Source organism: Photorhabdus australis DSM 17609, from assembly GCF_000711895.1.
Lineage (GTDB): Bacteria > Pseudomonadota > Gammaproteobacteria > Enterobacterales > Enterobacteriaceae > Photorhabdus > Photorhabdus australis.
In genome coordinates, this window is the sequence record NZ_JONO01000041.1 from 13,636 (window position 1) to 40,460 (window position 26,825).

23 protein-coding genes and 1 pseudogene are annotated in these 26,825 nt (G+C 41.6%); 10 read left to right on the forward strand and 14 right to left on the reverse strand.

All coding sequences use genetic code 11. The features are described 5' to 3' along the window. Positions 1 to 49: 49 nt before the first annotated feature. On the reverse strand, positions 50 to 577 hold the full coding sequence (locus BO26_RS12685; RefSeq protein WP_036771874.1) for a fimbrial protein: 528 nt from the start codon (positions 575 to 577) through the stop codon (positions 50 to 52). Between the two features lie 1,689 nt (positions 578 to 2,266). Further along, positions 2,267 to 2,410, reverse strand: a complete 144-nt coding sequence (locus BO26_RS24885) for a hypothetical protein (protein ID WP_477707032.1) — start codon at positions 2,408 to 2,410, stop codon at positions 2,267 to 2,269. Positions 2,411 to 2,683: 273 nt separating this feature from the next. On the opposite strand from BO26_RS24885, the gene BO26_RS12690 reads away from it, so the two are divergent. Continuing rightward, positions 2,684 to 3,295, forward strand: coding sequence for a LysE family translocator (locus tag BO26_RS12690; RefSeq protein WP_036771875.1), 612 nt, complete (start codon positions 2,684 to 2,686; stop codon positions 3,293 to 3,295). A 255-nt stretch (positions 3,296 to 3,550) separates the two neighbouring features. Here the strand turns inward: BO26_RS12690 and ybaL are convergent, their stop codons facing one another. Together ybaL and BO26_RS22765 are read right to left on the reverse strand one after the other, a co-directional pair. Next, a complete protein-coding gene (gene ybaL / locus BO26_RS12695) occupies positions 3,551 to 5,260 on the reverse strand; it encodes a YbaL family putative K(+) efflux transporter (protein WP_036771878.1) in 1,710 nt (569 codons plus the stop codon). A gap of 241 nt (positions 5,261 to 5,501) precedes the next feature. Further along, positions 5,502 to 5,678 (reverse strand): annotated as a pseudogene (locus tag BO26_RS22765) (MFS transporter); the annotation flags it as partial. Positions 5,679 to 5,909: 231 nt separating this feature from the next. Between BO26_RS22765 and ushA the strand changes: the two are divergent. Then, entirely contained in the window at positions 5,910 to 7,568 is a 1,659-nt protein-coding gene (gene ushA / locus BO26_RS12700) for a bifunctional UDP-sugar hydrolase/5'-nucleotidase UshA (protein WP_036771880.1), read from the forward strand. Positions 7,569 to 7,690: 122 nt separating this feature from the next. On the opposite strand, the gene ybbP is transcribed toward ushA, so the two are convergent. Beyond that, a complete protein-coding gene (ybbP, locus tag BO26_RS12705) occupies positions 7,691 to 10,123 on the reverse strand; it encodes a putative ABC transporter permease subunit YbbP (protein ID WP_036771885.1) in 2,433 nt (810 codons plus the stop codon). After that, a complete protein-coding gene (ybbA, locus tag BO26_RS12710) occupies positions 10,120 to 10,806 on the reverse strand; it encodes a putative ABC transporter ATP-binding protein YbbA (protein ID WP_036771887.1) in 687 nt (228 codons plus the stop codon). Before ybbA ends, ybbP begins: the two co-directional genes overlap by 4 nt. Here ybbA and tesA point away from each other — a divergent pair. The 5 genes from tesA (at position 10,777) to BO26_RS12735 (ending at position 14,570) form a co-directional block, all read left to right on the forward strand. Continuing rightward, positions 10,777 to 11,409, forward strand: a complete 633-nt coding sequence (tesA, locus tag BO26_RS12715; RefSeq protein WP_201771271.1) for a multifunctional acyl-CoA thioesterase I/protease I/lysophospholipase L1 — start codon at positions 10,777 to 10,779, stop codon at positions 11,407 to 11,409. The two genes, ybbA and tesA, sit on opposite strands and share 30 nt — an antisense overlap. 50 nt (positions 11,410 to 11,459) lie before the next feature. After that, positions 11,460 to 12,245: an SDR family oxidoreductase gene (locus BO26_RS12720; RefSeq protein ID WP_036771889.1), complete on the forward strand. Its 786-nt coding sequence runs from the start codon at positions 11,460 to 11,462 to the stop codon at positions 12,243 to 12,245. A gap of 66 nt (positions 12,246 to 12,311) precedes the next feature. Then, on the forward strand, positions 12,312 to 13,169 hold the full coding sequence (locus BO26_RS12725) for a co-chaperone YbbN (protein WP_036771890.1): 858 nt from the start codon (positions 12,312 to 12,314) through the stop codon (positions 13,167 to 13,169). Positions 13,170 to 13,191: 22 nt separating this feature from the next. Then, positions 13,192 to 14,112, forward strand: a complete 921-nt coding sequence (locus tag BO26_RS12730) for an SPFH domain-containing protein (protein ID WP_012777160.1) — start codon at positions 13,192 to 13,194, stop codon at positions 14,110 to 14,112. Positions 14,113 to 14,114: 2 nt separating this feature from the next. Then, the gene (locus BO26_RS12735; RefSeq protein WP_036771892.1) at positions 14,115 to 14,570 is read left to right on the forward strand and encodes an NfeD family protein; all 456 of its coding nucleotides are present in this window, start codon (positions 14,115 to 14,117) and stop codon (positions 14,568 to 14,570) included. On the opposite strand, the gene cueR is transcribed toward BO26_RS12735, so the two are convergent. Beyond that, positions 14,564 to 14,965, reverse strand: a complete 402-nt coding sequence (gene cueR, locus BO26_RS12740; protein WP_036771895.1) for a Cu(I)-responsive transcriptional regulator — start codon at positions 14,963 to 14,965, stop codon at positions 14,564 to 14,566. The two genes, BO26_RS12735 and cueR, sit on opposite strands and share 7 nt — an antisense overlap. Positions 14,966 to 15,106: 141 nt before the next feature. Between cueR and copA the strand changes: the two genes are divergently transcribed. Continuing rightward, positions 15,107 to 17,842, forward strand: a complete 2,736-nt coding sequence (copA, locus tag BO26_RS12745; protein WP_036771897.1) for a copper-exporting P-type ATPase CopA — start codon at positions 15,107 to 15,109, stop codon at positions 17,840 to 17,842. 104 nt (positions 17,843 to 17,946) lie between these two features. On the opposite strand, the gene BO26_RS12750 is transcribed toward copA, so the two are convergent. Together BO26_RS12750 and BO26_RS12755 are read right to left on the reverse strand one after the other, a co-directional pair. Continuing rightward, a complete protein-coding gene (locus tag BO26_RS12750) occupies positions 17,947 to 18,435 on the reverse strand; it encodes a type II toxin-antitoxin system YhaV family toxin (RefSeq protein WP_036771900.1) in 489 nt (162 codons plus the stop codon). Continuing rightward, on the reverse strand, positions 18,435 to 18,752 hold the full coding sequence (locus BO26_RS12755; RefSeq protein WP_036771902.1) for a type II toxin-antitoxin system PrlF family antitoxin: 318 nt from the start codon (positions 18,750 to 18,752) through the stop codon (positions 18,435 to 18,437). Before BO26_RS12755 ends, BO26_RS12750 begins: the two co-directional genes overlap by 1 nt. Positions 18,753 to 18,938: 186 nt before the next feature. Between BO26_RS12755 and BO26_RS12760 the strand changes: the two genes are divergently transcribed. Continuing rightward, positions 18,939 to 19,751: a TraB/GumN family protein gene (locus BO26_RS12760; RefSeq protein ID WP_036771905.1), complete on the forward strand. Its 813-nt coding sequence runs from the start codon at positions 18,939 to 18,941 to the stop codon at positions 19,749 to 19,751. Between the two features lie 314 nt (positions 19,752 to 20,065). Here the strand turns inward: BO26_RS12760 and BO26_RS12765 are convergent, their stop codons facing one another. The 3 genes from BO26_RS12765 to BO26_RS12775 all read right to left on the reverse strand — a co-directional run bounded on the left by BO26_RS12765 (position 20,066) and on the right by BO26_RS12775 (position 23,481). Then, positions 20,066 to 21,124, reverse strand: a complete 1,059-nt coding sequence (locus BO26_RS12765) for an LLM class flavin-dependent oxidoreductase (protein ID WP_036771907.1) — start codon at positions 21,122 to 21,124, stop codon at positions 20,066 to 20,068. A 138-nt stretch (positions 21,125 to 21,262) separates the two neighbouring features. Next, entirely contained in the window at positions 21,263 to 22,537 is a 1,275-nt protein-coding gene (locus BO26_RS12770; RefSeq protein ID WP_036771908.1) for an MFS transporter, read from the reverse strand. 56 nt (positions 22,538 to 22,593) lie between these two features. Continuing rightward, a complete protein-coding gene (locus BO26_RS12775; protein ID WP_236637453.1) occupies positions 22,594 to 23,481 on the reverse strand; it encodes an outer membrane protein OmpK in 888 nt (295 codons plus the stop codon). A gap of 832 nt (positions 23,482 to 24,313) precedes the next feature. On the opposite strand from BO26_RS12775, the gene BO26_RS12780 reads away from it, so the two are divergent. Further along, positions 24,314 to 24,934 carry a riboflavin synthase gene (locus BO26_RS12780; RefSeq protein ID WP_036771911.1) on the forward strand — a complete coding sequence of 207 codons (621 nt, stop codon included), beginning with the start codon at positions 24,314 to 24,316 and terminating at the stop codon, positions 24,932 to 24,934. 260 nt (positions 24,935 to 25,194) lie between these two features. Here BO26_RS12780 and purK read toward each other — a convergent pair whose 3' ends face one another. Together purK and purE are read right to left on the reverse strand one after the other, a co-directional pair. After that, positions 25,195 to 26,262, reverse strand: coding sequence for a 5-(carboxyamino)imidazole ribonucleotide synthase (gene purK / locus BO26_RS12785; protein WP_036771912.1), 1,068 nt, complete (start codon positions 26,260 to 26,262; stop codon positions 25,195 to 25,197). Next, a complete protein-coding gene (gene purE / locus BO26_RS12790; RefSeq protein ID WP_036771913.1) occupies positions 26,259 to 26,789 on the reverse strand; it encodes a 5-(carboxyamino)imidazole ribonucleotide mutase in 531 nt (176 codons plus the stop codon). Before purE ends, purK begins: the two co-directional genes overlap by 4 nt. Positions 26,790 to 26,825 lie beyond the last annotated feature (36 nt).

A 26,825-nucleotide genomic window follows, 5' to 3' on the forward strand; every position in this document is an offset into this window, starting at 1 on the left:
TCCCTGAACTAAAGATGGCTCACCAAATGAATAAATATGTATATGCTGTTTATGGATAATCTGTAGTAATATTCACATTACTGGTAAAGTTACCGGCAGTAACTGTATTCCCTGTTGATATTAAATGGGCCTTAATTGTATAATTTCCGCTTCCACTATTTATGTTAATATTATTAACCTTAGTGCCAGGTTTTATTTCTGTAGTACCGTCTGATTTATACATTGCAATAGCAACATTTTTAAGTGTCGTAGCAAAATAGTTGGTGTTATCAGAAGAGTCGGTATTTGTTGTTCCTGCATCAAATTGAATATTAAATGCTGATACAGAAGTAGGGCATTTTACAAAGCTAATTGTAAACTCTTTAAGTTCAGATGACTTGCCTGTCTCTCCATTTAATACAGATGTAAATATGTGACCAAAATCAAACTCATTTTTATTGCCATTACTGTCAACAGTGCAAGTGCTATCAATAATCTTACCGTTAAATTTAATTGTTCCATCATGAGATAATGCACTGAAACTGCTAAAAGTCCCTGATATCATCACTAAAGAAGCCCAAATAAAATTCTTTCTCATTTAAAAATACCTTACCTTAATAAATATGTGTTTTGGTTTTTTCTATATAATAAAACTCTATATCTAACCAGAGTTATAATTTATTGGTTGATTATATGGTTGCAGACATTTTTATAGCGGTGTGAAACTCAATTGAGTTTACCTCTATTTTTGTCTTTTTTAATCGATGTGAATAAGTAATTTTTTACTAATGAAGAATTCTTGTATAGTCTCCTTAAACATTTCGATGATGAATAAATCACACCCATTTTGACACTTATTTCCCGTTTACTGTAGCTTGCATATATCACCATTTTTGGATAATTGTCGTTATTCTCTTGTGGGTATTCAAGGCAATATTTATCTTTAGGATATCATCATGTTTGTTAATAATAATCTCTGATATTAATTTTAGCACAAGAGAGTATATTATTTGTTCTCCAGAATATCATCTTTTTCTGTAAATATATCAGCGTTATCGATCATGATTCTCACTTTTGTTGAAATATTGCAAGTGATAAATTGCCATACCAGTAATGAAATTCTTACAAGATGATGGCTATAATGCAGTGAAAAACTCTTTTGGAATAGAATTAGGAAAACTGCCATCTTCGTTATGATTACGATAGCAATAAGTTTTTTCTAATGTCTTCAGTTTATTTTCAATTCGGAATTTTCATCTTTCTGTAGGACTATTATCACTCGACGATGTGGAGTATTAACTAAAATATGATCTTTTTCAACAACTTAAACAAAAAAAATGATGTTTTTTTTAAAACTATCAAATTGTCTTTCTTTTTCATTATGTTATAACTTTAAATTAATCGTTTGATTTAATTGGTTTTGTATGGCCTTGGTTTTCTGCATGAGATAATTTTTTACTTTACTATACTATCACTCATATAGTTTAGTGTGATTTTCGGTCTCATTTTTGGCTATATGATTAATTTTAGTAACCTATCCAGGCTTCGCATGGTTGGTGCAACATAATTACATTGCTGTTAAACATCTTCAAAAGATATATTATAGAAATCTGTTTTTTATTGCTGTTGAAGAAAATATCATTATTGAAAATAGTGAGTACGGGAGTCTCTATGTTACGATTTAATTAAGTGTTGTGGAAGAAGTTATATTGATGATTTCAATGGCTGTTATTATTAAATAAAATGATTTATAGAAATAGGTAATGAAATTTAGAGAGTAAAACGTAAAGTTAAAATTATTAATTGGGGAATATTATCTTAACTTAATTAGTGATAGTGTAGGTATTTTACTGATAATAACATTGTTATTTTACCCATTATTATTTTATGGCTATTGCAAAGTATAGGGATGGAATTATTTTATTTTCTGTATTTATAAGGATAATGGTTGAGAAAAATCATCGATTAAACTCCTTGATTTTGCGATTTATGCCTGGGAAATCTTAGCCTGACTGGATAATGGATTGGGCTGGAATAAAAATTTGTAAAAAATTTTTCAGTCGACCTTTACAATTGCTGATTCTGTTAACTAGAATCAAGATAGTAGGTTAGCAAATATTACTTTATTAGGGACGTATGAAAAGAGTATTGGTTATATATGGGAATAGTATTAGTTATATATGGATTAGAAATGTCATGTTTATATGGCATTTCTTAAACCGATACAGAAATTTATATTTTTTGCATAGTATCCTTTCACAGATTGGTATTTTTCTAAATAGGGATACTATTCGTTATTTCCTGCCAGGAGATCGCCAAAAGGGAAGCGTAGTGCCATAGCGATGGCATCTGGTGTGTCGATACTTAGGTCTTGCCGATTACGGTTTCGATAGTGCAGTTTTAGAGATGCTTGATAGTTTAGAAAGATCATTCCGTGAAATATTTATCGCCTGTCGCAATTGTTTGGCTGTGTGGCCGATATTAGTGCAGGTTTTTTTATCTTGTTTTTTATTAAATCGGATCTATTGATATTGTTAACATTATAATAAAAATATGCAGTTAGTCTCTGCTAAGTGAGAATAATGACAATAATTTTATGATCATTAATTTAAGGGGATGAAGGCACGTAATGAAGTTTGTATTAGGAGTTCCCTGTTACACTTCAAATGATTAATTATTATATATAACAGACATTGAGGATACTATGAATAACTATTACGATTATATAATTATTGCCAGTATGGTGAGTATGGTCTTAATTATGCCAGGACCAACAAATACTCTTTTGGTATCATCTGGATATTCACACGGTTTTATCAGTACACTCAGGCTGATATTGGCTGAAGCGTTCGGTTATTTAACAGCAATTAGTTTGTGGGGACTATTTTTATCTACAATCTCTCAAACTTTCGTATGGTTGTTGGTTGCTTTAAAACTTTGCGCTTCGACATACATTGCTTATTTGGCTTTCAAAGTTTGGCATTTCTCATTAGATAAAGAAAAAGCAAAAGTTTATTTTAGCACGGTATTATTTGCCACGTTGCTTAATCCTAAGGCTTTTGTATTTGCTACATATATATTTCCTCTTACTGCATTTACTGTGTGGTCAGAATATACTCTTTCCATGACAACTTTTGTTTGTGCGTTATTACCTGTTTCCCTGATTTGGGTGGGAGCGGGAAAAGTGCTATATCTGGGAAATATGGGAAAAAAGCGTTTAAAACCCGAACTGTTTTATCGTCTTGCTTCTTTAGTGTTATCTGTTTTTTCATTCTCAATGTTTTATACGTCAATGAAAGGTATTTTATATCTCTGATGCAGAGGTTTGGTACTACCTTCCTGTTGGTCTTTTCACATTGGGACATGGAGGAATGGATTGTGCAGGGGTACTTTATCTCAATATCTACCAGGTTTTATTTTAATGAAAATGTTGTTCTGTCTGAGCCGTTCCTGTCACTGATACTTAAAGTGGCAAGAACGGCTCATAGGGTGTCATAGAGTAAAGGATAAAATTATGGTTCAGCTCAGTGATGAGAATGAAGAAATTATCCCATTCCATCACTGCGTTTCCTCAAATTAATGGTACAAAGGGCGATGCTGGGGGAGGCTCAACTAAATGGCCCTGGCCTTTACTGCTCGCCAATGCATTTGCCATTGTTTTAGCAATTTCGTGCTCGCCAATAATGACATGGTTAGCCCCACGTTCCATGATATAGGTCACTTCGTCATCATAGTCAGCTCGGACGATAATATTCAGATCCGGACGAGCTTCCCTTGCACTGGCAACAATCTCGCCTGCTTCATAGCCATTCGGTATTGTCAGTAATAGGGAGCAGGCACAGTCCAGACGCGCCAGTGACATAATGTCCTTGCTGGCCGCATTGCCCATGACTGCACTGATACCTTGTTCACCCAATTCTTCAAATTTAGCTCTGGTATTTTCAATAACAACCAGAGGGAATTCTTGTTCCTGTAGGCGTTGGCATAGCAAACTGCCGATACGTCCATAGCCGACAATAATAGTGTGACCACAGATATCGACAGGAATTTGTGTTTCTTCTTCCAGAGTTTCTTCTAATAATTGTTCTTCAATCGTTTCTGTTTTTTCCAGGTAGCGGTCCAACAGGCTGAACAGAACTGGGTTCAGCATAATAGAAACAATTGCACCAGCCAGAACAAGATTGCGGGCATCCCCATCAAGTAGGCCAAGTGCAACACCAAGACCTGCCAGAATAAAGGCAAATTCACCGATTTGAGCCAGACTGACCGAAATTGTCAGTGCAGTACGGCGTGAATGGCCGAACATTTTCACCAGTAACATGGCTGCGGCAGATTTACCGATAATAATAATTGCTAGCGTTGCCAGTATCGCCAGTGGTTGCTGGATCAGTACCATTGGGTCGAACAGCATACCAACGGATACGAAGAACAACACAGCAAAAGCATCTCGGAGTGGTAATGTATCTTGAGCGGCACGGTGGCTGAGTTCTGATTCGTTCAGTACCATACCTGCGAAGAACGCACCTAGCGCAAATGAGGCGTCAAATAGTGAAACAGCACCGTAAGCGATACCCAAAGCGATAACCAAGACAGCGAGGGTAAACAGTTCTCGCGAGCCTGTACTGGCGGTTTTTGCTAATACCCACGGGATTAGACGGCGGCCAACAACAATCATCAGCAGGATAAAAGCGATAACTTTGCCGATTGTTATGGCGAGTTCCATAATTAACTGCCCGATGTTGGCTTCCTTATTACCAAGAATACCGGCAGCCGCAGGCAGTAATACCAGAGTCAGCACCATCGCCAGATCTTCGACAATCAGCCAGCCGATGGCTATCTGACCTCGTTGGCTATCGATCAATTGACGTTCTTCTAATGCTCGTAATAGAACAACGGTGCTGGCGGTTGATAAACAGAGGCCAAAGACGATACCGCTAAATAACTCCCAACCTAGTATTGCTGATAGTCCCATACCAAGCAGTGTTGCTACCAATATTTGTGCAATAGCGCCAGGGATAGCAATGGATTTTACTGCTAGCAGATCTTTGAGTGAAAAGTGTAGCCCGACACCGAACATTAATAAGATCACTCCAATTTCTGCTAGCTCCGGTGCCAGTGAGGCATCAGCGACAAAACCAGGAGTGAAAGGGCCTGCGAGTACTCCCGCAGTAAGATAACCGACTAGCGGTGAGATTTTCAGGCGTTGTGCCAGCATGCCAAGCAGATAAGCGATAAAGAATCCGCCAACGATAGTGGTGATAAGTGGTGTCGAATGCTCCATTAAGGCTCCTTCTTATTGAGGCTATTAAATAGCATAGTGAAGAGGTAGGTGTAATAATATTTTATAGGTAATTCGAGGTAAATTCGCTAAAAAAATGACTAAAACATAAAAAAATATCGATTGAAAGGATTAAATTACCCGTAATAGAGATTTGTGTCGCTATATTTGATTATTTATGAGATATATAAAGGTTATTCCCACATAAAAAATGGCTTTTATGTGGTGGAATTTAGCAATTTTTCTAGTTGTTATCTTCTATATTAGGTAATAAGGCGGTAAATATGCCAAGTAACGGTAGAAAAGCACAAATCTGATAAACCAGTTCAATACTTGTTCTGTCCGCAATGTTGCCAAGTACCGCTGCGCCAATACCTCCCATACCAAAAGCCAACCCGAAAAACAGACCAGATATCATCCCGGTTATTGGGAATGAGTTTGTTGGTTATTTGTTACATTTTACATATTAGGCTGATATTAATTTTTTACTACACCGTAGATAGTTTGATAATACGCTCAAAAAAATGAAATGAAATATGTTCTAATAATCACATAACGTAACCTATCTCAGAAATGATTTGTTAATCCCGCCTTGTTAGCTTTTGAAGCTGTTCTTGCATGGCAATTCACTAAAAAAACATGGAGATATACCATGAAGTTTTCGTTTAAGACCTCAGCTTGTGCTTTGGTTGTTTCTATGACACTACTTCCAGCAATGGCAAATGCTTGGGAAAAAGATAAAACCTATAGCATTACTATTTTACACACCAACGACCATCATGGGCATTTTTGGTACAACGACCACGGTGAATATGGTTTAGCTGCTCAAAAAACAGTTGTTGATGAAATCCGTCAAGAAGTCACCGAAAGAGGCGGTAGTGTGTTATTGCTTTCCGGTGGAGATATTAATACTGGCGTACCAGAGTCTGATCTGCAAGATGCGGAGCCTGATTTTAAAGGAATGAATCTGGTAGGTTATGATGCAATGGCGTTGGGTAACCACGAGTTTGATAATCCGCTGTCAGTATTGCGTCAGCAGGAAAAATGGGCGAACTTTCCTTTCCTCTCGGCCAATATTTACGATACCAGCACCGGCAAACGTTTGTTCAAGCCTTATACCATCTTTGATAAACAAGGGGTTAAGATTGCGGTTATTGGCCTGACGACTGATGATACGGCGAAAATCGGCAATCCTGCTAACTTCCCTAATGTTGAATTTCGGGTTCCCGCGATAGAAGCTAAAATGGTCATTGAGGATCTGAAAAAAAATGAAAAGCCAGATGTGATTATTGCGGCAACCCATATGGGGCATTATGACAACGGTAATCATGGTTCTAACGCGCCGGGTGATGTTGAAATGGCGCGTAGTTTGCCTGCGGGCTATTTGGATATGATTGTAGGTGGTCACTCACAAGACCCGGTTTGTATGTCTATGAAAAATAGAGATTATAAACAGGTTGATTATGTGCCGGGATCGCCATGTGCGCCTGATCGTCAGAATGGTGTTTGGATTGTTCAGGCTCACGAGTGGGGTAAATATGTTGGCCGTGCTGATTTTGAGTTCCGCAATGGTGAATTTAAGCTGACTCATTATGATTTAATTCCCATTAATCTTAATAAAAATGTGAAAAAACCGGATGGTTCTACTGAGCGTGTTTATTACACTCATGAAATTGTGCAAAACCCAGAGATGATAAAGTTGCTAACACCTTACCAGAATAAAGGTGATAAACAGTTAAACGTAAAAGTAGGTTCTGTTGAGGGTAAACTGGAAGGTGATCGCAGCAAAGTTCGTTTTGTTCAGACTAATATGGCTCATGTTATTCTTTCTGCTTTGATGGAACGCGCGAATGCTGATTTCGCTATTATCAGTGGTGGCGGTATTCGTGATTCCATTGAATCAGGCGATATCACTTATAAAGATGTACTGAAAGTGCATCCATTCGCTAACTCATTGGTTTATGTTGATCTGAAAGGTAGCGAAGTTGAAAAATATCTGGCAGTCGTTGCTAACATGAAAGTTGACTCCGGTGCTTATGCCCAGTTCTTGAATGTCAGTTTGATTGCTGATGGCAAGGGTGTTAAAGATGTCAAAATCGGTGGAAAACCTTTGGAACTCAACAAAACTTACCGCCTGGCAATGCTTGATTTTAATGCTATCGGTGGTGATGGTTACCCTCGTCTGGACAATCATCCAACCTATGTCAACACGGGTTTTGTTGATGCGGAAGTTCTGAAAGGATATATCGAGAAGCATTCACCATTGGAAGCGGCTGATTATAAGCCAAAAGGTGAAATTGTTTATCAATAACTCCTGATAAGGTGGGATAAATCGGCAGGGCTGCAATTTTGCACTGACCGCGAACTGTCGGCGGCAGTTTGATCTGGCAGCCCTGATATTTAAGCTTTGGTAATGTCGGCGAAAATACTCTTTTATCCCTGAATTTGCCGGTGTAATCCCGTTCCTCGTAATAACCTGATTCCCAGCCAACTACCACATAAAGAAAGCAATAAGCTGCTGATGATTGGCAGTAAGAGCCACATTTGCCATTCTGGTTGCCATGGAAAATCAAAAACTTTTGTTTGCAACAACCAAAGCGCAGCTTCTGCGCCTAATGCGGCGGCAAAACCTGCCATTAACCCAAGCAACGCAAATTCACTCCAAAGGGTACGGCGCAGTAATGGCTTACTCGCTCCCAAGGTGCGGTAAACCACGAGTTCAATTTGCCGCCGGTGCATTCCTACCTGAACTTGTGCCAACAGGAGTAATACGCCACATACCATGACCAACCCGACCATGACCTCCAACGCTTTACCTACCTGTTGTAAAATACCCTGAATTTGCTTAATCATTGCGCCCGTATCAAGCAGACTCAATGTCGGAAATTGACGATTAAGTTCGGTCAAGAGGCGACCATCACCTTCATAATGGAAACTGGTTAGCCAGGTTTGTTGCTGATTTTCTAATGCGCGTTTGGGAAAGATAAATAGGAAGTTTGGCCGCAAGCTTTCCCAATCTACCAACCGGATACTGCTGACTGTGACGCTGAATTGCTGTGTATCACCACTGAATGTCAGTTTATCGCCGATTTTGATTGCCAAACGTTCAGCAACTTTCTGCTCAATAGAGACTTCATTCTCTTTTGGTGGCCAGCTACCTTCTGTCAAAGTATTAAACGGGGGAAGTTCTTCTTTCCATGTCAGATTCAATTCCCGTCGCACAATGTTGCTGTCCGGTTCTTTGGCATCTGCCCACGCAATGGCTGACTGATCATTAATTTCCGTCAGGCGGGCCAATACTACTGGATAAAATTCTGTAAGTTTAATCTGATACTGATCCAGTAAATGTTTTACCTGTGGAATTTGCTGTCCAGTCATGTTAATCAGAAAATAGTTTGGGCTATCTGGTGGCAATTGCTGTTGCCAGCGGTCAAGTAAATCACCCCTGATCACTAACAACAAAGCCAGTAACATAAATGATAAAGAGAAAGACGCCAGTTGAGTCACAGTTTGAAATGGCTGCCGCAGTAGTCGACTAATCGCTAAACGAAAACTGAGATGGCGGGATTTCAAATGGCGCAATAGCCACAATCCTCCCCAACCGAGTACCGCCAGTAACAAGGCAACAATCATTACGCCAGCAAGTAACGCCCATAATATAGGATTGGTGCCCGTCAGAAGAACAAGCCCACTAACTACGGCCAATGTCACCAATGGCAAGTAATAACGCAATGGCCAGACAGGCGCGATAATATCATCACGCAATACTCGTGATGGCTGTGTTGTCATTAATTGCCTGTATGGGCGCATCCCAACTAGCAAGGTAATAACAGATAATGCTCCTAATGCCCATACCCACGGCCAGAACCCTGCCTCTGGTAAAGTCTTCGGCAACATAGGCGCCAGAGTCTGTATTAGCAGATATTCAAACATCAATCCTAAAAGCGCACCTACCAACGCCGCCGCCACTAATAGCACTAACCACTGACCAATCACCCACTTACGCAAGGCCCAGCGTCCCGCGCCAAGTGTTTTAAGTACGGCGATCAAGTTATGCCGGCTATGGCAATAGTGAGTCATTGATACTGCCACAGCAGCAACAGCAAGTAATAGTGTGAGCAAAGCTGATAACAACAGGAATTGTTGCGCTCTTTCAATAGATTTTGCCAGCGCGCCACTATCCTGCTCCAGGGTATACCAGCGCTGATCAGCCTTAAGTTGTGGATCAATCAATTGCTGATATTGATAAATGGCTTCTTTATCACCAGAAAACATATAACGGTAAGTCAGACGACTACCCGGCTGAATTGCACCGGTGGACTGGGCATCGTCAAGACTGATTAGGATCCGTGGTGCAATCTGAAATGGATTGAAACCACTGTCTGGTTCCTGAATTAATTCTCCGCTGACTCTGAGTGTGGTGTCACCAACATCCAGATTATCGCCAATTTTGATTTTCAACAGTTCAAGCAAACGCGGTGCGACCAGAACGGTACCTTTTTCTGCTTGCAAACCGGGGGGATTGGTTTCCAGCTTGCCATATAACGGATAGAGATTGTCTGCGGCTTTCACATTAGCCAGTTGAGGAATATCCCCGGCATAGGTCATCGTGGTGAAAGAGAGCTGGCTACTCAACTTTAACCCAAGATCTTTCGCCTGTTGTAACCATCTGCCATCTACCGGATAAGACGCCCGCAGAACCAAATCACCTGCCAGAAAATCCCGGCTCTGGTAATGAACACTTTGATCAATACGATCACTGATCCTGCCTAATGCCAACACGCAAGCGACAGCCAGAGTGAGAGATAACCAAACAATCAATAAAGAGGGAGTGCGCCATTCGCGCCAGAACCAGCGCCAAATCATCTTTCTTCCCTCAATGTTCCATCAACCAGTCGTAAGCAACGTTGACAGCGGGCGGCAAGCTGGCTGTCATGAGTGACCAGAATTAATGTTGTGGCGTAATCACGATTCAGAGAAAACAGTAAGTCAGCGATGCGATCACCAGTTTGTCGATCCAAATTACCTGTTGGTTCATCAGCAAACAGAATTTTTGGCTGACTGCTAAATGCCCGTGCTAATGCTACCCTCTGTTGTTCACCACCAGAAAGTTGGGCTGGCATATGTTTCAAACGTTTCCCCAATCCTAATTGTTCAAGCAATTCGATGGCTTGCTTCTTACTACTATTTTCAGTCTCACCGCGTAATAAAGCAGGGAGCTGGACATTTTCTAGGGCGTTTAATGTTGGAATTAACATAAATGACTGAAATACAAAACCGACATTTTCAGCTCGTAGTTTCGCCCTCTGTTCTTCATTCATTTGGCTTAAATTATGCCCTAACAGCCGGACTTCACCGTCACTACCATCATCCAACCCGGCAATAATGCCAAGCAGTGTGGATTTACCCGATCCAGATTCTCCTACCAGAGCAATGGTCTGTGCAGGCTCGACAACCAACCTGACTCCCTGCAATATAGTGATCTTATGTTCCCCCTGACCAACGTGTTTACTGAGATGCTGAACTTCAAGAATATTTCCCGTTATCATTTACTTTTCCTATTACTATTGGTGTTATCCAGCGCCAGAACTATTGCGGCAGATACCCTGCTGATCTTGGGTGATAGCCTCAGCGCGGGTTACCATCTGCCGGTTGAACAATCATGGCCTGCTCTGATGGAAAGAAAGTGGCAGAAATCCGGCAATAAAATCACTGTTATCAACGGCAGTATCAGCGGTAACACCGCTGCTCAGGGCCTTGAAAGGCTACCTGGATTACTTAAACAATATCAACCCCGTTGGGTATTGATAGAATTGGGTGCCAATGATGGGTTACGCGGTTTTCCCCCACAACAAACAGAACACGATCTACAACAGATCATCACCTTAGTGAAACAAGCCAATATTCAACCTTTATTGATGCAAATCCGTTTGCCACCAAATTACGGGCGCCGTTATACCGAATCTTTTGCCAGGATTTACCCCAGACTGGCAGAACATAATCAAATTCCTCTGCTGCCGTTTTATATGGAACAAGTCGCTATTAAACCGGAGTGGGTGCAACAAGACGGATTACATCCTAATCTAGCCGCTCAGCCATTTATCGCTGACTGGATGTCTGACACACTATCAGTACATCTTAATTATTCTTAAGTAGTAAACTATTAGTTTCAACAAATTGATGTATATAAGTAGGTAAAGTTATGCAAAAGTCAGTTCTTATCACAGGCTGTTCCAGTGGAATTGGTCTGGTGGCGGCGAAAACACTACATCAGCGGGGCTATAGAGTATTAGCAGCTTGTCGAAAACCCGCAGATTTACAGCGTATGCGCGAGTTAGGACTGGAACCTATCGAATTAGATCTTGATGACAAGATGAGTGTTGAACGTGCCGCTGCTGAAGTCATCAAGCTAACCAATGGTCGCCTGTACGGACTGTTTAATAATGGTGGTTTTGGTATTTATGGTCCTTTGAACACTATCAGTCGTGAACAATTGGAACAGCAATTCTCAACCAATCTGTTTGGTACACATCAACTTACTTGTTTACTACTCCCAATCATGCAACTTCATGGTGAAGGTCGTATTATCCAAACCAGTTCGGTAATGGGACTAATTTCAACCCCAGGTCGCGGTGCTTATTCTGCCAGTAAATATGCTTTAGAAGCATGGTCAGATGCATTAAGAATGGAATTGGCAGGGACAGGCATTAAATCCAGCTTGATTGTACCAGGCCCGATAAAAACACGTTTTACCGAAAACGTGAATCAGACACAACGTGATAAGCCTGTCAGAAACTCTAGAATCGCCCGCTATTTTACTCTGACACCCGAAGCGGTTGTGCGTAAATTGATTCACGCTTTAGAAAGCCCGAACCCTAAATTACGTTATCCAGTGACTTGGATCACTCATGCGGTAACTATTATGCGCCGGATTTTACCGGGAAGATTAATGGATAAAATACTGACTAAACAGAGTGGTATAGCTTGAAAGTTAGCAAAGTAACCTCATCTGTTCAATAATACCCTACAACACTGAATTTAAGAGACTCATTATATGCTACCAACCACTACTGGAATTGACATTAACGAAAGTAATCTGCATCAAGCTATTGAACAGTCTATGACTGTGCCGGTTTTATTTTATTTCTGGTCTGAACGTAGCCCTCATTGTCAGGAATTAAGTATAACGCTGGATAAACTAGCCGCAGAATATGCCGGTCAATTGGTTCTGGCAAAAGTAGATTGCGATAAAGAACAAATGATCGCAGCACAATTTGGTTTACGAGCCATTCCTACTGTGTATGTTTTGCAACAAGGCCAACCAGTAGATGGTTTTCAGGGGCCACAACCGGAAAAAGCGATTAGAGAGATGCTTACCCGCGTATTACCCAAACCAGAAGAGCTGAAAGCTGCTCAAGCTGAGGAACTTATCGCAGAAGGAAAATATCAGGAAGCACTCCCGCTATTGAAAGAAGCCTGCCAATTGGCCCCCAAAAACAGTGAAATTGCGCTTAAGTTGACTGAAGTGCAAATTATGCTCAATAATATACAAGAAGCTCAGGAAATTCTGAATCTTATTCCATTACAGGACCAGGATTCTCATTATCACAGTTTACTGGCTAAAATTGAGTTACAAAAGCAAGCCGCGGATACACCGGAGATCCAGCAATTGCAACAAGAATTCTCCACTCAACCGGAAAATGCAGACTTGGCTGTTAAACTCGCACTGAAATTGCACGAAGTTAGTCGTAATGAAGAAGCTCTGGAATTATTACTGGGTTTTCTGAAAAAAGATCTTTCTGCGGCCAATGGTGCAATCCGGAAAACAATGATGGATATTATGTCTGCAATGGGAACCGGTAATGCTCTGGCTTCGAAATATCGTCGTCAGGTTTATTCGCTGCTTTACTGATTTATTTGATTAAGGAATTGTTATGGATTTATTTGCTTTTGGTGCCGTACCTATTCTGATATTCATTGCAGTGGTGGTTGTATTTACTTGTGTAAAAACAGTGCCTCAAGGTTATCAATGGACAGTAGAACGCTTCGGCCGTTATACCCGAACATTATTACCGGGTCTACATATTATCGTCCCTTTCATCGACCGCATTGGCCGTAAAATTAACATGATGGAACAAGTGCTGGATATTCCTTCACAGGAAGTTATTTCCCGTGATAACGCCAATGTTACCATTGATGCGGTCTGCTTTATTCAGGTTGTCGATCCTGTTCGGGCTGCCTATGAAGTCAGCAACCTTGAACTGTCTATCATAAACCTGACGATGACTAACTTTCGTACTGTTTTGGGTTCGATGGAACTGGATGAAATGCTATCCCAACGTGACTCCATCAACAGCCGTTTACTGCATATTGTCGATGAAGCCACTAACCCATGGGGAGTAAAAATTACCCGTATCGAAATCCGTGATGTTCGCCCACCGAAAGAGCTGATTTCTGCCATGAACGCCCAGATGAAAGCAGAACGTACAAAACGTGCTGATATTCTGGAAGCGGAAGGTATCCGTCAGGCTGCTATTTTGAAAGCTGAAGGTGAAAAACAGTCTCAGATTCTAAAAGCAGAAGGGGAACGTCAGTCTGCGTTTCTCCAGGCAGAAGCGCGTGAACGTGCTGCTGAAGCGGAAGCACGTGCAACCAAAATGGTTTCTGATGCGATTGCTGACGGTAACATGCAAGCAATTAATTACTTTGTTGCCCAGAAATATACGGATGCACTCACCAGTATTGGCGCCTCCGATAACAGCAAAGTGATTATGATGCCTCTGGAAGCCAGCAATCTGATGGGCGCTATTGGCGGTATTACTGAACTGATTGGCGAAAGCAAAAAAGGTAAGTAAGCATGATTGCACAGATTACAGATCAGATTCCCTGGCTCTGGTTCTCCTTTGGGGGCTTACTGTTAATCGCAGAGCTTTTGGGAACCGGTGGTTATCTACTCTGGACGGGTACAGCAGCTATTGTTGTGGCACTTGTCACCTGGTTTCTGCCAGGAATGGGTTGGGAATGGCAAGGTATTCTGTTTGCAACTCTGACGCTGCTCTCTGCAATACTGTGGCGCTACTGGTTACGTCGTCATCCGGCAAAAGGTAGTGATACACTGAACCAGAAAGATCACCAGCTCATCGGTATCCATGCCAAACTGACCGCCGATACCGAAAATGGTTACAGCCGGGTCAGACTGGCTGATGGCAGCTGGCGTGTTCACTGTGACAGTGAGCTACCAGCCAATACCGAAGTAGAAGTGATCGCTGTTGATGGTATTACTCTGAAAGTAAAACCCGTCAATTCTCAGTGATGAGCGCAACAACCTGATAAATGATCTATGATGGGGCACGCCGCCCCGTCATCTCCGGGGCACTCTTCCGCCAAGGATAACAATTTACTTCTGATTTTCTGTAACTCTTCAATCGTCTTTTCTATTTCAGCGACTTTATGCAGTGTTGCCGCTTTTACATCGGCACTGTGACGATTGGGGTTGCGAAATAACACTAAGAATTCACGACATTCATCAAGAGTAAAACCGACCTGTTTTGCCTGACGCAACAGCGTTAATTCATCAATATGTTTTTGCTGATAATAACGGTAACCGTTATTTCCTCTTTCTGGTGGTGTGATCAGATCCTTTTCTTCATAAAACCGGATAGCTTTGCTGGTCAGACCGGTTTTTTGGGCAATTTCACTGATGTTCATTTTTTCCCCCTTGACCTTCCCCTGATGGGAAGGTTTAACCTTCGTAACAAGCCAGAAATTCATCTGGGCTGTAGACATAATCAACAATTATCACACAAGTGTGAAGAATAATTACGTCACTATGTATTAGGAGGTTTTTTTATGTCACATACAACTATTTTAGCGTTACAGGGGCTTTCCTGTATCCACTGCGTTAACAGTGTGAAAAAAGCACTGGGAAATCGTGCAGACGTGGAACAGGCCGAAATTACTACTGATTACGCTAAGGTTACTGGCGAAGCTTCCCCTGAATCATTAATTGGAACGATTAAAGAAGCCGGTTATGACGCTGAAATTGCCAGTCGGCCTGATATCGAACTGGCACTATCTGGCCTTAGTTGCATGCATTGTGCAGGTACAACACGTAAAGCGCTGGAAGCAGTAGATGGCGTTATCGCCGCAGACGTGAATACTGAAACGGCTAAAGTTTATGGCAAAGTTGATGCCGATGTGTTGATTGCCGCCGTTGAACAGGCGGGTTATCACGCAGAACTGGCTTCTGGTCAACATTTCCCAAAATCTAAGCCGCTGACAATACCTGCTTCAAACAGACCGGAACCTTTGGCAGCGGCAATTTCTTCTGTTCCGGTCGAAAAAATTGACGAATCTGTTGTCAGTGATAGCGATGATAGTATCCAGTTACTGTTGGATGGTATGACTTGTGCCAGTTGTGTGAATAAGGTTCAGAAAGCATTGCAGAGTGTCGAAGGTGTGGGAAATGCCAGAGTGAACCTTGCTGAGCGCAGTGCTTTAATTACCGGTAGCGCTTCACCTGACGCACTAATTCAAGCAGTGGAAAAAGCAGGATACGGTGCAGAATTGATTCAGGATGAAGCTGAGCGGCGTCAACGTCAGCAACAAGTTTCTGAAGCCAATATGCGTCGTTTTCGCTGGCAGTCAGCATTAGCATTGTCCGTCGGTATTCCTGTGATGGTGTGGGGGATGATGGGCGATAATATGATGCTCACGCCAGAAAACTATACTATCTGGCTGACCATCGGGATTATTACGTTTGCTGTGATGATCTTTGCTGGTGGTCATTTTTATCGCAATGCATGGCAAAGTCTAAAAAACGGCAGTGCTACCATGGACACATTGGTGGCATTGGGAACGGGCGCTGCTTGGCTTTATTCCATCAGTGTCAACCTATGGCCGAATATTTTTCCACCACAGGCGCGTCATCTTTATTACGAAGCTAGTGCCATGATTATTGGCTTGATAAATTTGGGTCATGCTTTGGAACAACGTGCCCGCCAGCGTTCCTCAAAAGCGTTGGAACGTCTGCTGGATTTGACACCACCGACTGCCCGCGTGGTGACAGAAGATGGCGAAAAAGAGATACCTCTGGCTAATGTTAAACCGGGAATGACATTACGTTTGACGACCGGTGATCGTATCCCTGTTGATGGTGAAATTATTCAAGGTGAAGTCTGGATAGATGAAGCAATGCTGACTGGTGAGCCGATTCCCCAGCAAAAATCCAAAGGTGATAACGTTCATGCAGGTACGACCGTACAGGATGGCACGGTGTTGTTTACTGCCGCCGCAGTAGGTAATCAAACGGCATTAGCGCGGATTATCAAACTGGTACGTCAGGCACAAAGCAGTAAGCCAGAGATTGGTCAGTTGGCAGATAAAATCTCCTCAGTGTTTGTTCCGGTTGTCGTCGCGATAGCTTTGATTTCAGGTGCCATTTGGTACTTCATTGGTCCAGCGCCGCAGATTATGTATTCGTTGGTCATTATTACCACGGTACTGATTATTGCCTGTCCTTGTGCCCTTGGACTGGCAACGCCTATGTCGATTATTTCTGGCGTTGGCCGGGCAGCAGAATTCGGTATTTTGGTTCGGGATGCTGATGCCCTGCAACAAGCCAGTGAACTGGACACAATTGTTTTCGATAAAACCGGGACGCTGACCGAAGGTATGCCGCAAGTTACTGATATCCATATATTCAATGGGTACAGTGAGCAAGAAGTATTAAGTTGGGCAGGCGCACTGGAAAATGGTTCTAACCATCCATTAGCTAAAGCAATACTCGCTAAAACTGAAGGATTGTCATTACCGCAAGTTGAACAATTTCGTACTCTGGCTGGGCTGGGTATTCGTGGTGAAGTGAATGGCACAACTTTGTTGTTGGGTAATCAAGCATTGCTGGAACAAAATCAGGTTGATACAGAGGAATTAAAACCACTGATTGCTCAACAAGCAGAGAAAGGTATCACGCCGGTTCTTCTGGCTGCGGGAGGTAAAGCGGCGGCAGTGCTATCAATTCGCGATCCACTTCGTAAAGATACCATTACGGCATTGGCACGATTGCATCATCGAGGCTACCGTTTAGTGATGCTGACCGGCGATAATCCAGTGACTGCCAATGCGATTGCGCAAGAAGCGGGGATTGATGAAGTTATTGCAGGCGTGTTACCTGATGGTAAAGCTGAGGCTATTCAGAAACTTCAGGCGGCAGGTCGTAAGGTTGCTATGGTAGGGGATGGTATTAACGATGCTCCTGCGCTGGCGCGGGCTGATGTCGGGATTGCAATGGGCGGGGGGAGTGATATCGCTATTGAAACCGCGTCGATGACCCTGATGCGCCACAGTTTGCATAGTGTCGCCGATGCAGTTGAATTGTCTAAAGGAACGCTGCGCAATATGAAACAGAACCTGCTGGGGGCATTTATCTACAATACACTGGGTATTCCAATCGCAGCCGGGGTGCTCTATCCATTTACCGCAACACTGTTAGATCCCGTGATAGCGGGTGCAGCAATGGCGCTTTCTTCAATTACGGTGGTGAGTAATGCTAACCGTTTGTTGAGATTTAAGCCTAAATCATAATGCAAGATCGTAAAAGTGCGGTATCTATGATCGCACTTTACATCTCTCACCTATCTAACTGACAAATTAACAGCCAAGGCGTTCTGGTTTGTTTAAGTGACAGATTACATTACATCTTTGTTACCTTCTATTTCTGAATTACTCCGATTATGACCACTTCTGCTGGCTGCGATCAATGTAGCCCAGTCATCGGGTGGATTTCCCCGTCCCAGCATCTTCTCGAAGATCGCATAGGGGTCGGACTTACTACCTTCCGAACGCAATGTCTCCTCATCGTTGACCCAGGCATACACAATGACCTTAGCCTTGGAATCGTAACGGAAGAATAGACGGAACCTTCGACCAATTTTAGCTCGACGCCAATGGCGATAGGTGGGTCCCAAAGTATTTCCTTGCCGATACTCATCTCGGGAGGGATCACTTGGCACCACATCTAGAATCAATTTACTTAGTGCTCGAAACAACTTGACGTTAGCATTGCTCTCAAACTTGTCAGAGGCACTCTTCTCAGCCCTTTTTACTGCATCATGCAGCTTCTGAAGCTGCTGTATTACACAGGAGTGATACAACAGTGTCCATCCATGCCGCTGCATCAAATTACCACATCTCCGTCAATGTCTTCATTTAGATCAATAGCATGACCAGAATTGTATTGCATAGCTTCGTATAATTCTTTAGGTAAGCCATTGACATGGTGCCCAGCTCGAATGTCTGCAGACAGTAGATCAAGGAATGCCCCAATAACAGGATCTTCGTGCTCAGCTCCTGCGCGAGTCATGACTACTTCACCATCACGCAGCTCAAAGGCCAGCTTGCTACCTGTATCAATACCTAATGCTTGACGGATAGTCTTAGGTAACGTTATCTGACCTTTGGAAGTCAATGTTGCAAGTTCATAGATAGATATCATAGTAACTCTCCAGTTATTACTTTAATTATATGGTAAGGAGTATTCCTTACCTAATCAAGGTAATCTTGTATGCTGATAGGAGTAAAAGAAATATCAATGGAAATAAATAAAGATACAGCAGAGGTACAGCTGTAATATTAGCTGGAAAATGGTTAGCCTAAAATAAATGCTGAACCGGAGATACAAATGGGACGACTGATTAAATACTTTACCAATATGCTGGGGCTGAACCCTTTCCGCCGTTATCCCTATCCAGCTTATGATATTACTCTGACAGGTGACAAATATTTGCATCTGGTGGGCAGTATTCATATGGGAACTGAAAATATGTTTCCACTTTCTGAAATATTAATAGAGCAACTTAATCAATCTGATACGTTAATCGTGGAAGCAGATATTACTCAAGCAGGTTTCCCATTTAATGACGAATTTCAATCACACTTCCGTATCGAACAACGTCTGTCTTCTGAGATGTATCAGGATTTTCGGCGCTATTGCAATGAAATCCGCCAACAAGAAGAACCCCTTAATTCATTACCTTCATGGCAAATCGCTTTAATTCTGCAAGTTGGGCAGGCGCAAAATCTTGGATTACATCCTCACTACGGTGTTGATTATCAGCTACTGAATGTGGCTAAAGCACAAGGGAAAATGATTATCGAGCTTGAGGGGACTGACTCACAGATTCATTTACTTAATCAGCTCCCGAATAATGGCTTGTCACTACTAGAAGATACATTATTACATTGGCACGACAACGCCCGTGCTTTGCAAACAATGATAAGTTGGTGGATGGATTATCAACCTAAACAGCAAACACATTCTTTACCAACAACTTTCAGTGAAGATATCTATCAAATACTGATGATTGATCGTAACAGACAGTGGAATAAATACTTACGGGAATTGCCCGTCGGGCGGTATTTGGTTGCTGTCGGCGCTTTGCACCTGTATGGCGAAGGCAATTTGCTTCAGATGTTGCTAGGAGGACAGAAATAAAAAAAGGCCAATATTTCTATTGGCCAGTCAAAGAGGAATAACCTGTTATTTTCGTTATTCTTATTATTCGGAGTATTACCTACAGGCAACAGAGCCACAACCAGAGTACCAATTTCAAGATACCATTTCATCCATTGCCCTTAATTATAAAATTATTCTATGTAATGAAATTGTGACACTAGTGATCATTCTATCAGAAAAACAGAACGTTAACTTTACTGTTTATGTTAGTTATGGCGTTTTGAAAGCAGGACAACCTTATTGCCCCCGAGTTGTCCCGATCTTTAAGTCAGTAATGAGTCAGGATATTAATTTTAAGCAAATTCTGCTCTGAGTTGTGGCAGGATTTTTTCGCCGAAAGTGGTTAAGCCCTTAATATAATCTGGGAAAATCAACATAACCCCATCCAGTTCACATTCACGTAGTAAATCTGATAATTGTTTGCGACATGTTTCCGGACTGCCAATAGCTGTGTGGGTCATGAAGGCATTTTGGGATCTTTCAACCATAGCATTGCTTTTTTCACCAACATCGACACCAAAACTATGCATCATGCTTTTGACTGCTTCTATATCCAAACCATCACGATAGAACTGAGCCAGCGTTTCAGCTTCTTCATCTGTTTCAGCGCAGATAATTGTACTCATACAAAAGGTTTTGGTAGTAGTACCGTATTCTGCTGCAATACGTTTAGCCATCAGACTGATTTGTCGTGTTTCTTCTTCATCTTTGCCACCAATGAAGCACACATCGGTATGGCGTACACTAAAACGCAGTCCTCGTTCTGACTGGCCGGCGCAGACCAAATAAGGACGAGGAACAGAAATTGGTTTGGGTTCGGAAACACAATTCTTTAAATTAAAGTAATCCCCTTGATGATCGACCTGCTTTTCGCACCAAAGCCGTTTGATTAATTGAGTCCATTCTTCGGTCATGGCGTAACGTTGATCGTGATCTAAATTGCTATCCCATTCCCCCATTTGTTCAAATTCGTCTTTAAATGAGCCGGAGACAATATTTAGCCCTGCACGTCCATGACTAATTTGATCTAATGTTGCGATCATTTTGGCCGTCACGGCGGGGTTATGCAGCCCGGCGTGCATGGTTGCGATAAGTCGGGCATGATGAGTGACTTCGGCAATGCCGGCCATCATCGTGACAGATTCCAGCGAACAGCCCCAATGTTCTGTTTCGCCGCCAAAGCCGCGCCATTTACTCATGGACATAATAAAATCCAGACCAATTTGATCAGCCAGAATAGCAGCTTCACGGTTTTGCTGATAAGAAGCATCCAGTGGAGGTGTATTTTTAGAAATAATCCATCCACCTTTAGCTATAGGTAGAAAAACTCCGAATTCTTTGTTTGCCATCATTAATTCCTTGTTTATGTGTTATAAGGAATACCTTTTTATACCCGTTATCTTTCAAGTTGCCTCTTTGTTGGCTGTTTTCACTTGCCGCCGCGTTGTAATTTGAAATCTATCGGGTGTAGATCTATTTTATTTTTAAATTCAATTAAGTAAGGAACTGTTGTCAGAATGTTTCCTTGCTATTTGTAAAGGTGGTTGCATCGTAAAAGTGATAATCAGAATGGTAAGTACCGGTATAGCAATAATGAGAAATGCGGGGGTAAAACTACCTGAATAATCCTTAATTGCTCCCACCAGAAAAGGGGCGAAACACGCGATAGTGGAGATTAAGTTCACCACTGAGAACAATTCCAGATAGGGCGCGCGACCAAAATAATTGAACAGTAATATGCTGGATGCCAGAAAGGTCATGCCATAACCGATACCAATACACAAAGTGAATAGGATTAAAAATGTCCATGATGTAGCGACGCTGAGTGCGAGAAGACCACAGATAATTATCGACAGACTGCCGATAAGCAGTTTCTTGGGATCGAGCCATTCACCAACCGCGCCCCCTGCAAATCTTGAGAATGCGTTGATAAAAGCCAAAATACTGAGCGAGGAAGCAGCAACAGATTCGCTGAATCCATTTTCAGTAATATGGGCTACAGCAAAACTGTTAACGGTGATCCCGCACAGTAAGAAAGAAGTATAAGCGGCTGCAATGGCATAAAATTGCCAGGTATGCAGTGCTTGCCGGACATTCCATATTTCTCTGGTGCGATAGATACTGGAAGGGACATGGTCTTGTTGATTTTGGCTGACTCTTTCAGCATGGGCATTTTCCCTTTTGCCTTCTCGCATAACCAAAATGGTCAATAAACTGATCAATGTAAGTAATACCCCGGATATTGCCCAATGCATACGCCAGTTTCCCCAAAATCCCGTTGCCATAAAATAGATCCACGGACCGACTACTCCTCCTAATCCTCCAATGGTGAAATAGATACCAAAAGCTAATGACTGTTTTTCAAAGAGTCGGCTAATGACATAAGTTCCGGGAACAGTAGCCATAAGACTAAAACCGATGCCTAATAGTGTTGTACCGGTGAAATAAGCGGCGATACTGTGCGTGTTGTAGAGGATGTAAAAGCCGGTGATAAAAGTCAGTGTACCGATCAGTAAGGTGGCACGAACACCTGTCCGGCGAATAAACATTGCTGGAAGATAACTGGACAGTCCACATGACAGGCCAAGTAAAGTGAACCCCAGACCTGCATCAGTCCAACTCCAGTTTAATTCCTTGATCATACTGGGTAATACAACGCCCAGTGAGGTAAATGTGGTTGCAGTGACCAGAAAGTAAACCAGCCCTAAAAGTATCAGCAGGAGCCACTGATAAGTGCGTCCGAACTTGTCATGTTGAATGGGCATCTTGACTCCATAATGGATAAAGGTAATCAGAAAATTTCTGATATTTTATTGCGGTATCAGAAAAAACTATATCGAATAAAGATCCCATAGCTAAATTGATCCGTTCGATAATAAGGGGTATCTCTTATTTTGTATTTATTTTTTATGGGGTTCAGGATAATACCTATCCATAAATGACCTGGTTGGTTACTAAGACGTTTTCCTAAATCGTAATGCAATTCTGGTTTGAAATCGATAGTTTCAGGTTTCCCATGTAAACCTAATGTATAATCAAAAGTCCCAACAATACGGAAATCACCTAAACGATTGTTGAAGGGAATTCCATAATCGATATGAACTCGCTGATCATTCCAGCTACTATTGCCGTTATTCTCAAAATAAAAGGTTGTACGTAACCAACTAATCCAATTTGTCTGCCAATCAATACTGATACCTGGGAAATAGTCGTAATCTATACCTTTAGTTTTAGCAACCCATTGAGCGAACAGAATATCTTTTAAAGGGCCAAAAGAGAGGTCATTCCCCGTGACTTTGCTAAAGCTCATTCTTGGTACAAATTTATAATAGTAGGTGCTTTTATCGCCTTTATAATCACTTTGCAGCGAGTTTTGCCAAATACTATAGACGTACATATCGCCGACACTGTAGTCGCCGAAAGCTTCTAAAATCGGCGAAATGGTTTTTCTAGGATCGACCCGATTTTCAAATTGCATGTAAAGGCTGGTATCAATGGATTGAAAATTAACAAAATTGCTGGCCTGAGCTTGATGGATTACTGGCAGCAATAATAGTATAGAAAGCAATCCACCCTTCTTTAATCTGGTGTCGATCCAGTGCCAGGCGATTGTTAAATAAGCGGTACAAGGAAATAGAAAAGAGATCCCTGAGGAGAAAAAAAGCGCTGGGCCGTTTCTCGTATCGTGGGTTTTTGAGGCAAATAACACGAAGGTTCCCCTTCTCATGTGGTATTGAACTGATGGAAGTTAACATTGATCTAATAGGGTGGTTTTGTCAAAGGGATATTTGATTTTATTGATGTAAAGGTGAGGGAAGTAGAAAAATGAGATTATTTTAACCTTAGTGATTTTTTAGTGTCAGTAATATATTGATTATTTAATTAGCGATAGGTTTTTTATTTGATTTTATGTTGCTAGTTTGAGTTGATATTGTTAATTAATTTAAGTTTGTCATTGGGAATAATAAATGGATATTTATTATAGTGTAATTAAGACTATTTCCGAGTTATAGTGAAAATACTTATTTTCTATATTTGATAATTATCAATTTAATATTGAAAATAATATTAAATAATTATCGATTACATAAAAATTGATATATACTCAAGACACTTCAAAGTGCATGTTTGAAAAACGATTATGTTGTTGAATTTAAATGTTTTTATGTCTGACAACTCAAGCATCTTGAAGTTCATTCGGTATAATTAAAAACTATAGAATAAAGTATTTTACTGATTTATTAATGTTTTATTTAAACTTTGATTTAAGCCAATTGGATATAAGGTATTTTTTGAATATAGATTGTAACAGTGTGGTTAATAGCTTTAATAAATTTTTATTAGACATATGCTTATGAAAGTCATACATTATCTCAGTGTAACAATGGTATTTATACCCAATAGATTTCAAGATGGATCGCGACGGCAAGGGAGCGAATCCCCGGGCGCATAGAGAATTATGTGACCGGGGTGAGTGAGTGCAGCCAACAAAGAGGCAACTTGAAAGATAACAGGTATATACTTAATAAAAGAGGGTGACTATGTATACTGGAATTGTACAAGGAAAAGAAAGCGTATTATCTCTTGATAAAAAAGACGGGTTTAGTACATTAACAGTCAGTAATAATAACCATTTCTTTGATGATGTTTCTGTGGGGGCTAGTGTTGCGATTAATGGTACATGCTTGACTGTCACCCAATTTAAGAACGATATCGTCTGGTTTGATATATCAGATTTTACGGCTGATGTGACCACATTAAAGTTTTTAAATGTGGGGGATGAAGTTAATATTGAAAGATCACATCAAATGAATAAAGAAAATGGCGGTCATAGTCTATACGGGCATGTTGAAGGTGTGGCAGAAGTCGTTGAATTTATTAAAACTGGCGAAACTTATCGATTAGTGATTAATATTCCTGGAGATAATATCAGATATTTTTTTCATAAAGGTTTTATTGGGCTGCATGGTTGTAGTTTAACAATCAATGGTATAAATGAAGAAGATAAAACTATAGAATTGAATTTAATTCCAGAAACGTTAAGGGCTACCAATCTTAGTAATATTAAAGTTGGTGACTTACTTAATTATGAAATAGATCAAACAACCAGAACGATTGTAGACACGATATCTAGATCGATGAATACTAATAGATTAATATGATAATTGAAGCAACATAAATAGGTTGGAATTCAGAGTAATAATCCTTACATCCTCCTGATTCATGAGGGATTTTTTCAGCTAATTTAATAAAAAATAGCCCAAGGAGTTGGGCTATTATAAGTCTCATATCTTGAAATCTATTGGGTATATTTGTGTCCTTACTGTAGGACTATTGTGGATACAAATCAAAATAATCAGATCAATAAACAATGTCAGTATCAGACTTAACTTCAGCTTCGCTTGTACAAAGCTGAGGTTAACTAAGTTAATTTTTCCTGCACCCATTCAAGGCCACTCAGGTATTCAGGCGGCAGCATTGGAATAAGTTTCTGCAGTGTATTTTTTAACTCGTTTTTATCTGTGTGAGAAAGATTAAGATGACCAACCTTACGTGCCGGGCGAACTTCTTTCTCATACCAATGTAAATGTACCAATGGTAAGTTGAGCCATTGTGTATTGATGTCTGTACCAATCAAATTAACCATGACTGATGGCGCGGTAACTTCTGGCTGAGGCATGGGTAAATCCAGAATAGCGCGGAGATGTAATTCAAACTGGTTGATGGACGCGCCATTTTGTGTCCAGTGACCACTGTTATGAACCCGCGGCGCCAGTTCATTAATCAGTAAATTATCACCGACAATAAAACATTCCATTGCCATCACGCCGACATATTTCAGCTCATGCATAATGGCCGACAACATGCTTTCGGCTTGCTGCTGTAGGTGGCGATTTTCCGAAGGAAAAGCAATACTGGTACGCAGAATACCATCCTGGTGCAAATTGTGAGTCAATGGATAGAACACACAATCGCCACTTCCATTGCGGGCACCTACCAGAGAAACTTCGCCAGAGAAAGGAATTGCTTGTTCAGCAATACATTCACCATAAATATCATCGGGTAACTCTGTTTCATCCCCGGGACAAATGCGCCATTGTCCACGGCCATCGTAACCACCGATACGGCGCTTAACGATAACGAGATTACCGAGTTCAGAGAATAATTGCGGCCATTGGTTGGTATCAGACAGTAATTGCCACGGAGCAGTTGCAAGCCCAAGGCTATCTATTAATTGCTTTTGTGGCAGACGATCAGCCAAACGAGGGAAAATATCCCGATTAGCGAAAGCCTTATGGCGAGCGAGTTCTTGGGTAAGGGCAGTTTCCGGCCAGCGTTCGATTTCAGCAGTAATCACACTGTTCTGGTAAGGAACGGCTTCGGGTTCTGCATCCAGACCAACAGGGTAAACCGAGATACCTAAAGGCTCACCGGCCTGACGTAACATCCGCCCAAGCTGACCATTACCTAATACACAAACTGGCTTCATACTTCCTCCCGTGGATCGGGATTATCGAGTACATCCTGAGTTTGTGTTTCACGCCAATAAATAAGGCGCTTCAGCAAATCTTTATCATGACGAGCCAAAATCTGTGCTGCCAACAGCGCTGCGTTTGCTGCGCCTGCTTTCCCAATCGCAAGTGTGCCGACAGGAATACCTTTTGGCATCTGTACGATAGAGTAGAGGCTGTCTACGCCATTAAGTGCGGCACTTTGTACGGGTACGCCCAGAACAGGCACCAGAGTTTTGGCGGCCAGCATGCCGGGCAGATGGGCAGCACCGCCTGCGCCAGCGATAATGACATCTAAGCCCTTTTGTTCCGCTTGTTCGGCAAAACTGAATAATTTATCTGGTGTGCGGTGGGCAGAAACAATTTCAACATGGAAAGGTACATCAAGAGAAGTGAGAATATCAGCTGCGTGCTGCATGGTTACCCAATCGCTTTTAGACCCCATAATAATGGCGATTTTAGCGTTGTGTTGAGTTGTTCCTGCTGAATCAGGCCGGGCAGTCATAAATCAAATGCTCCTGTATTTTAACGTCCACCAGAA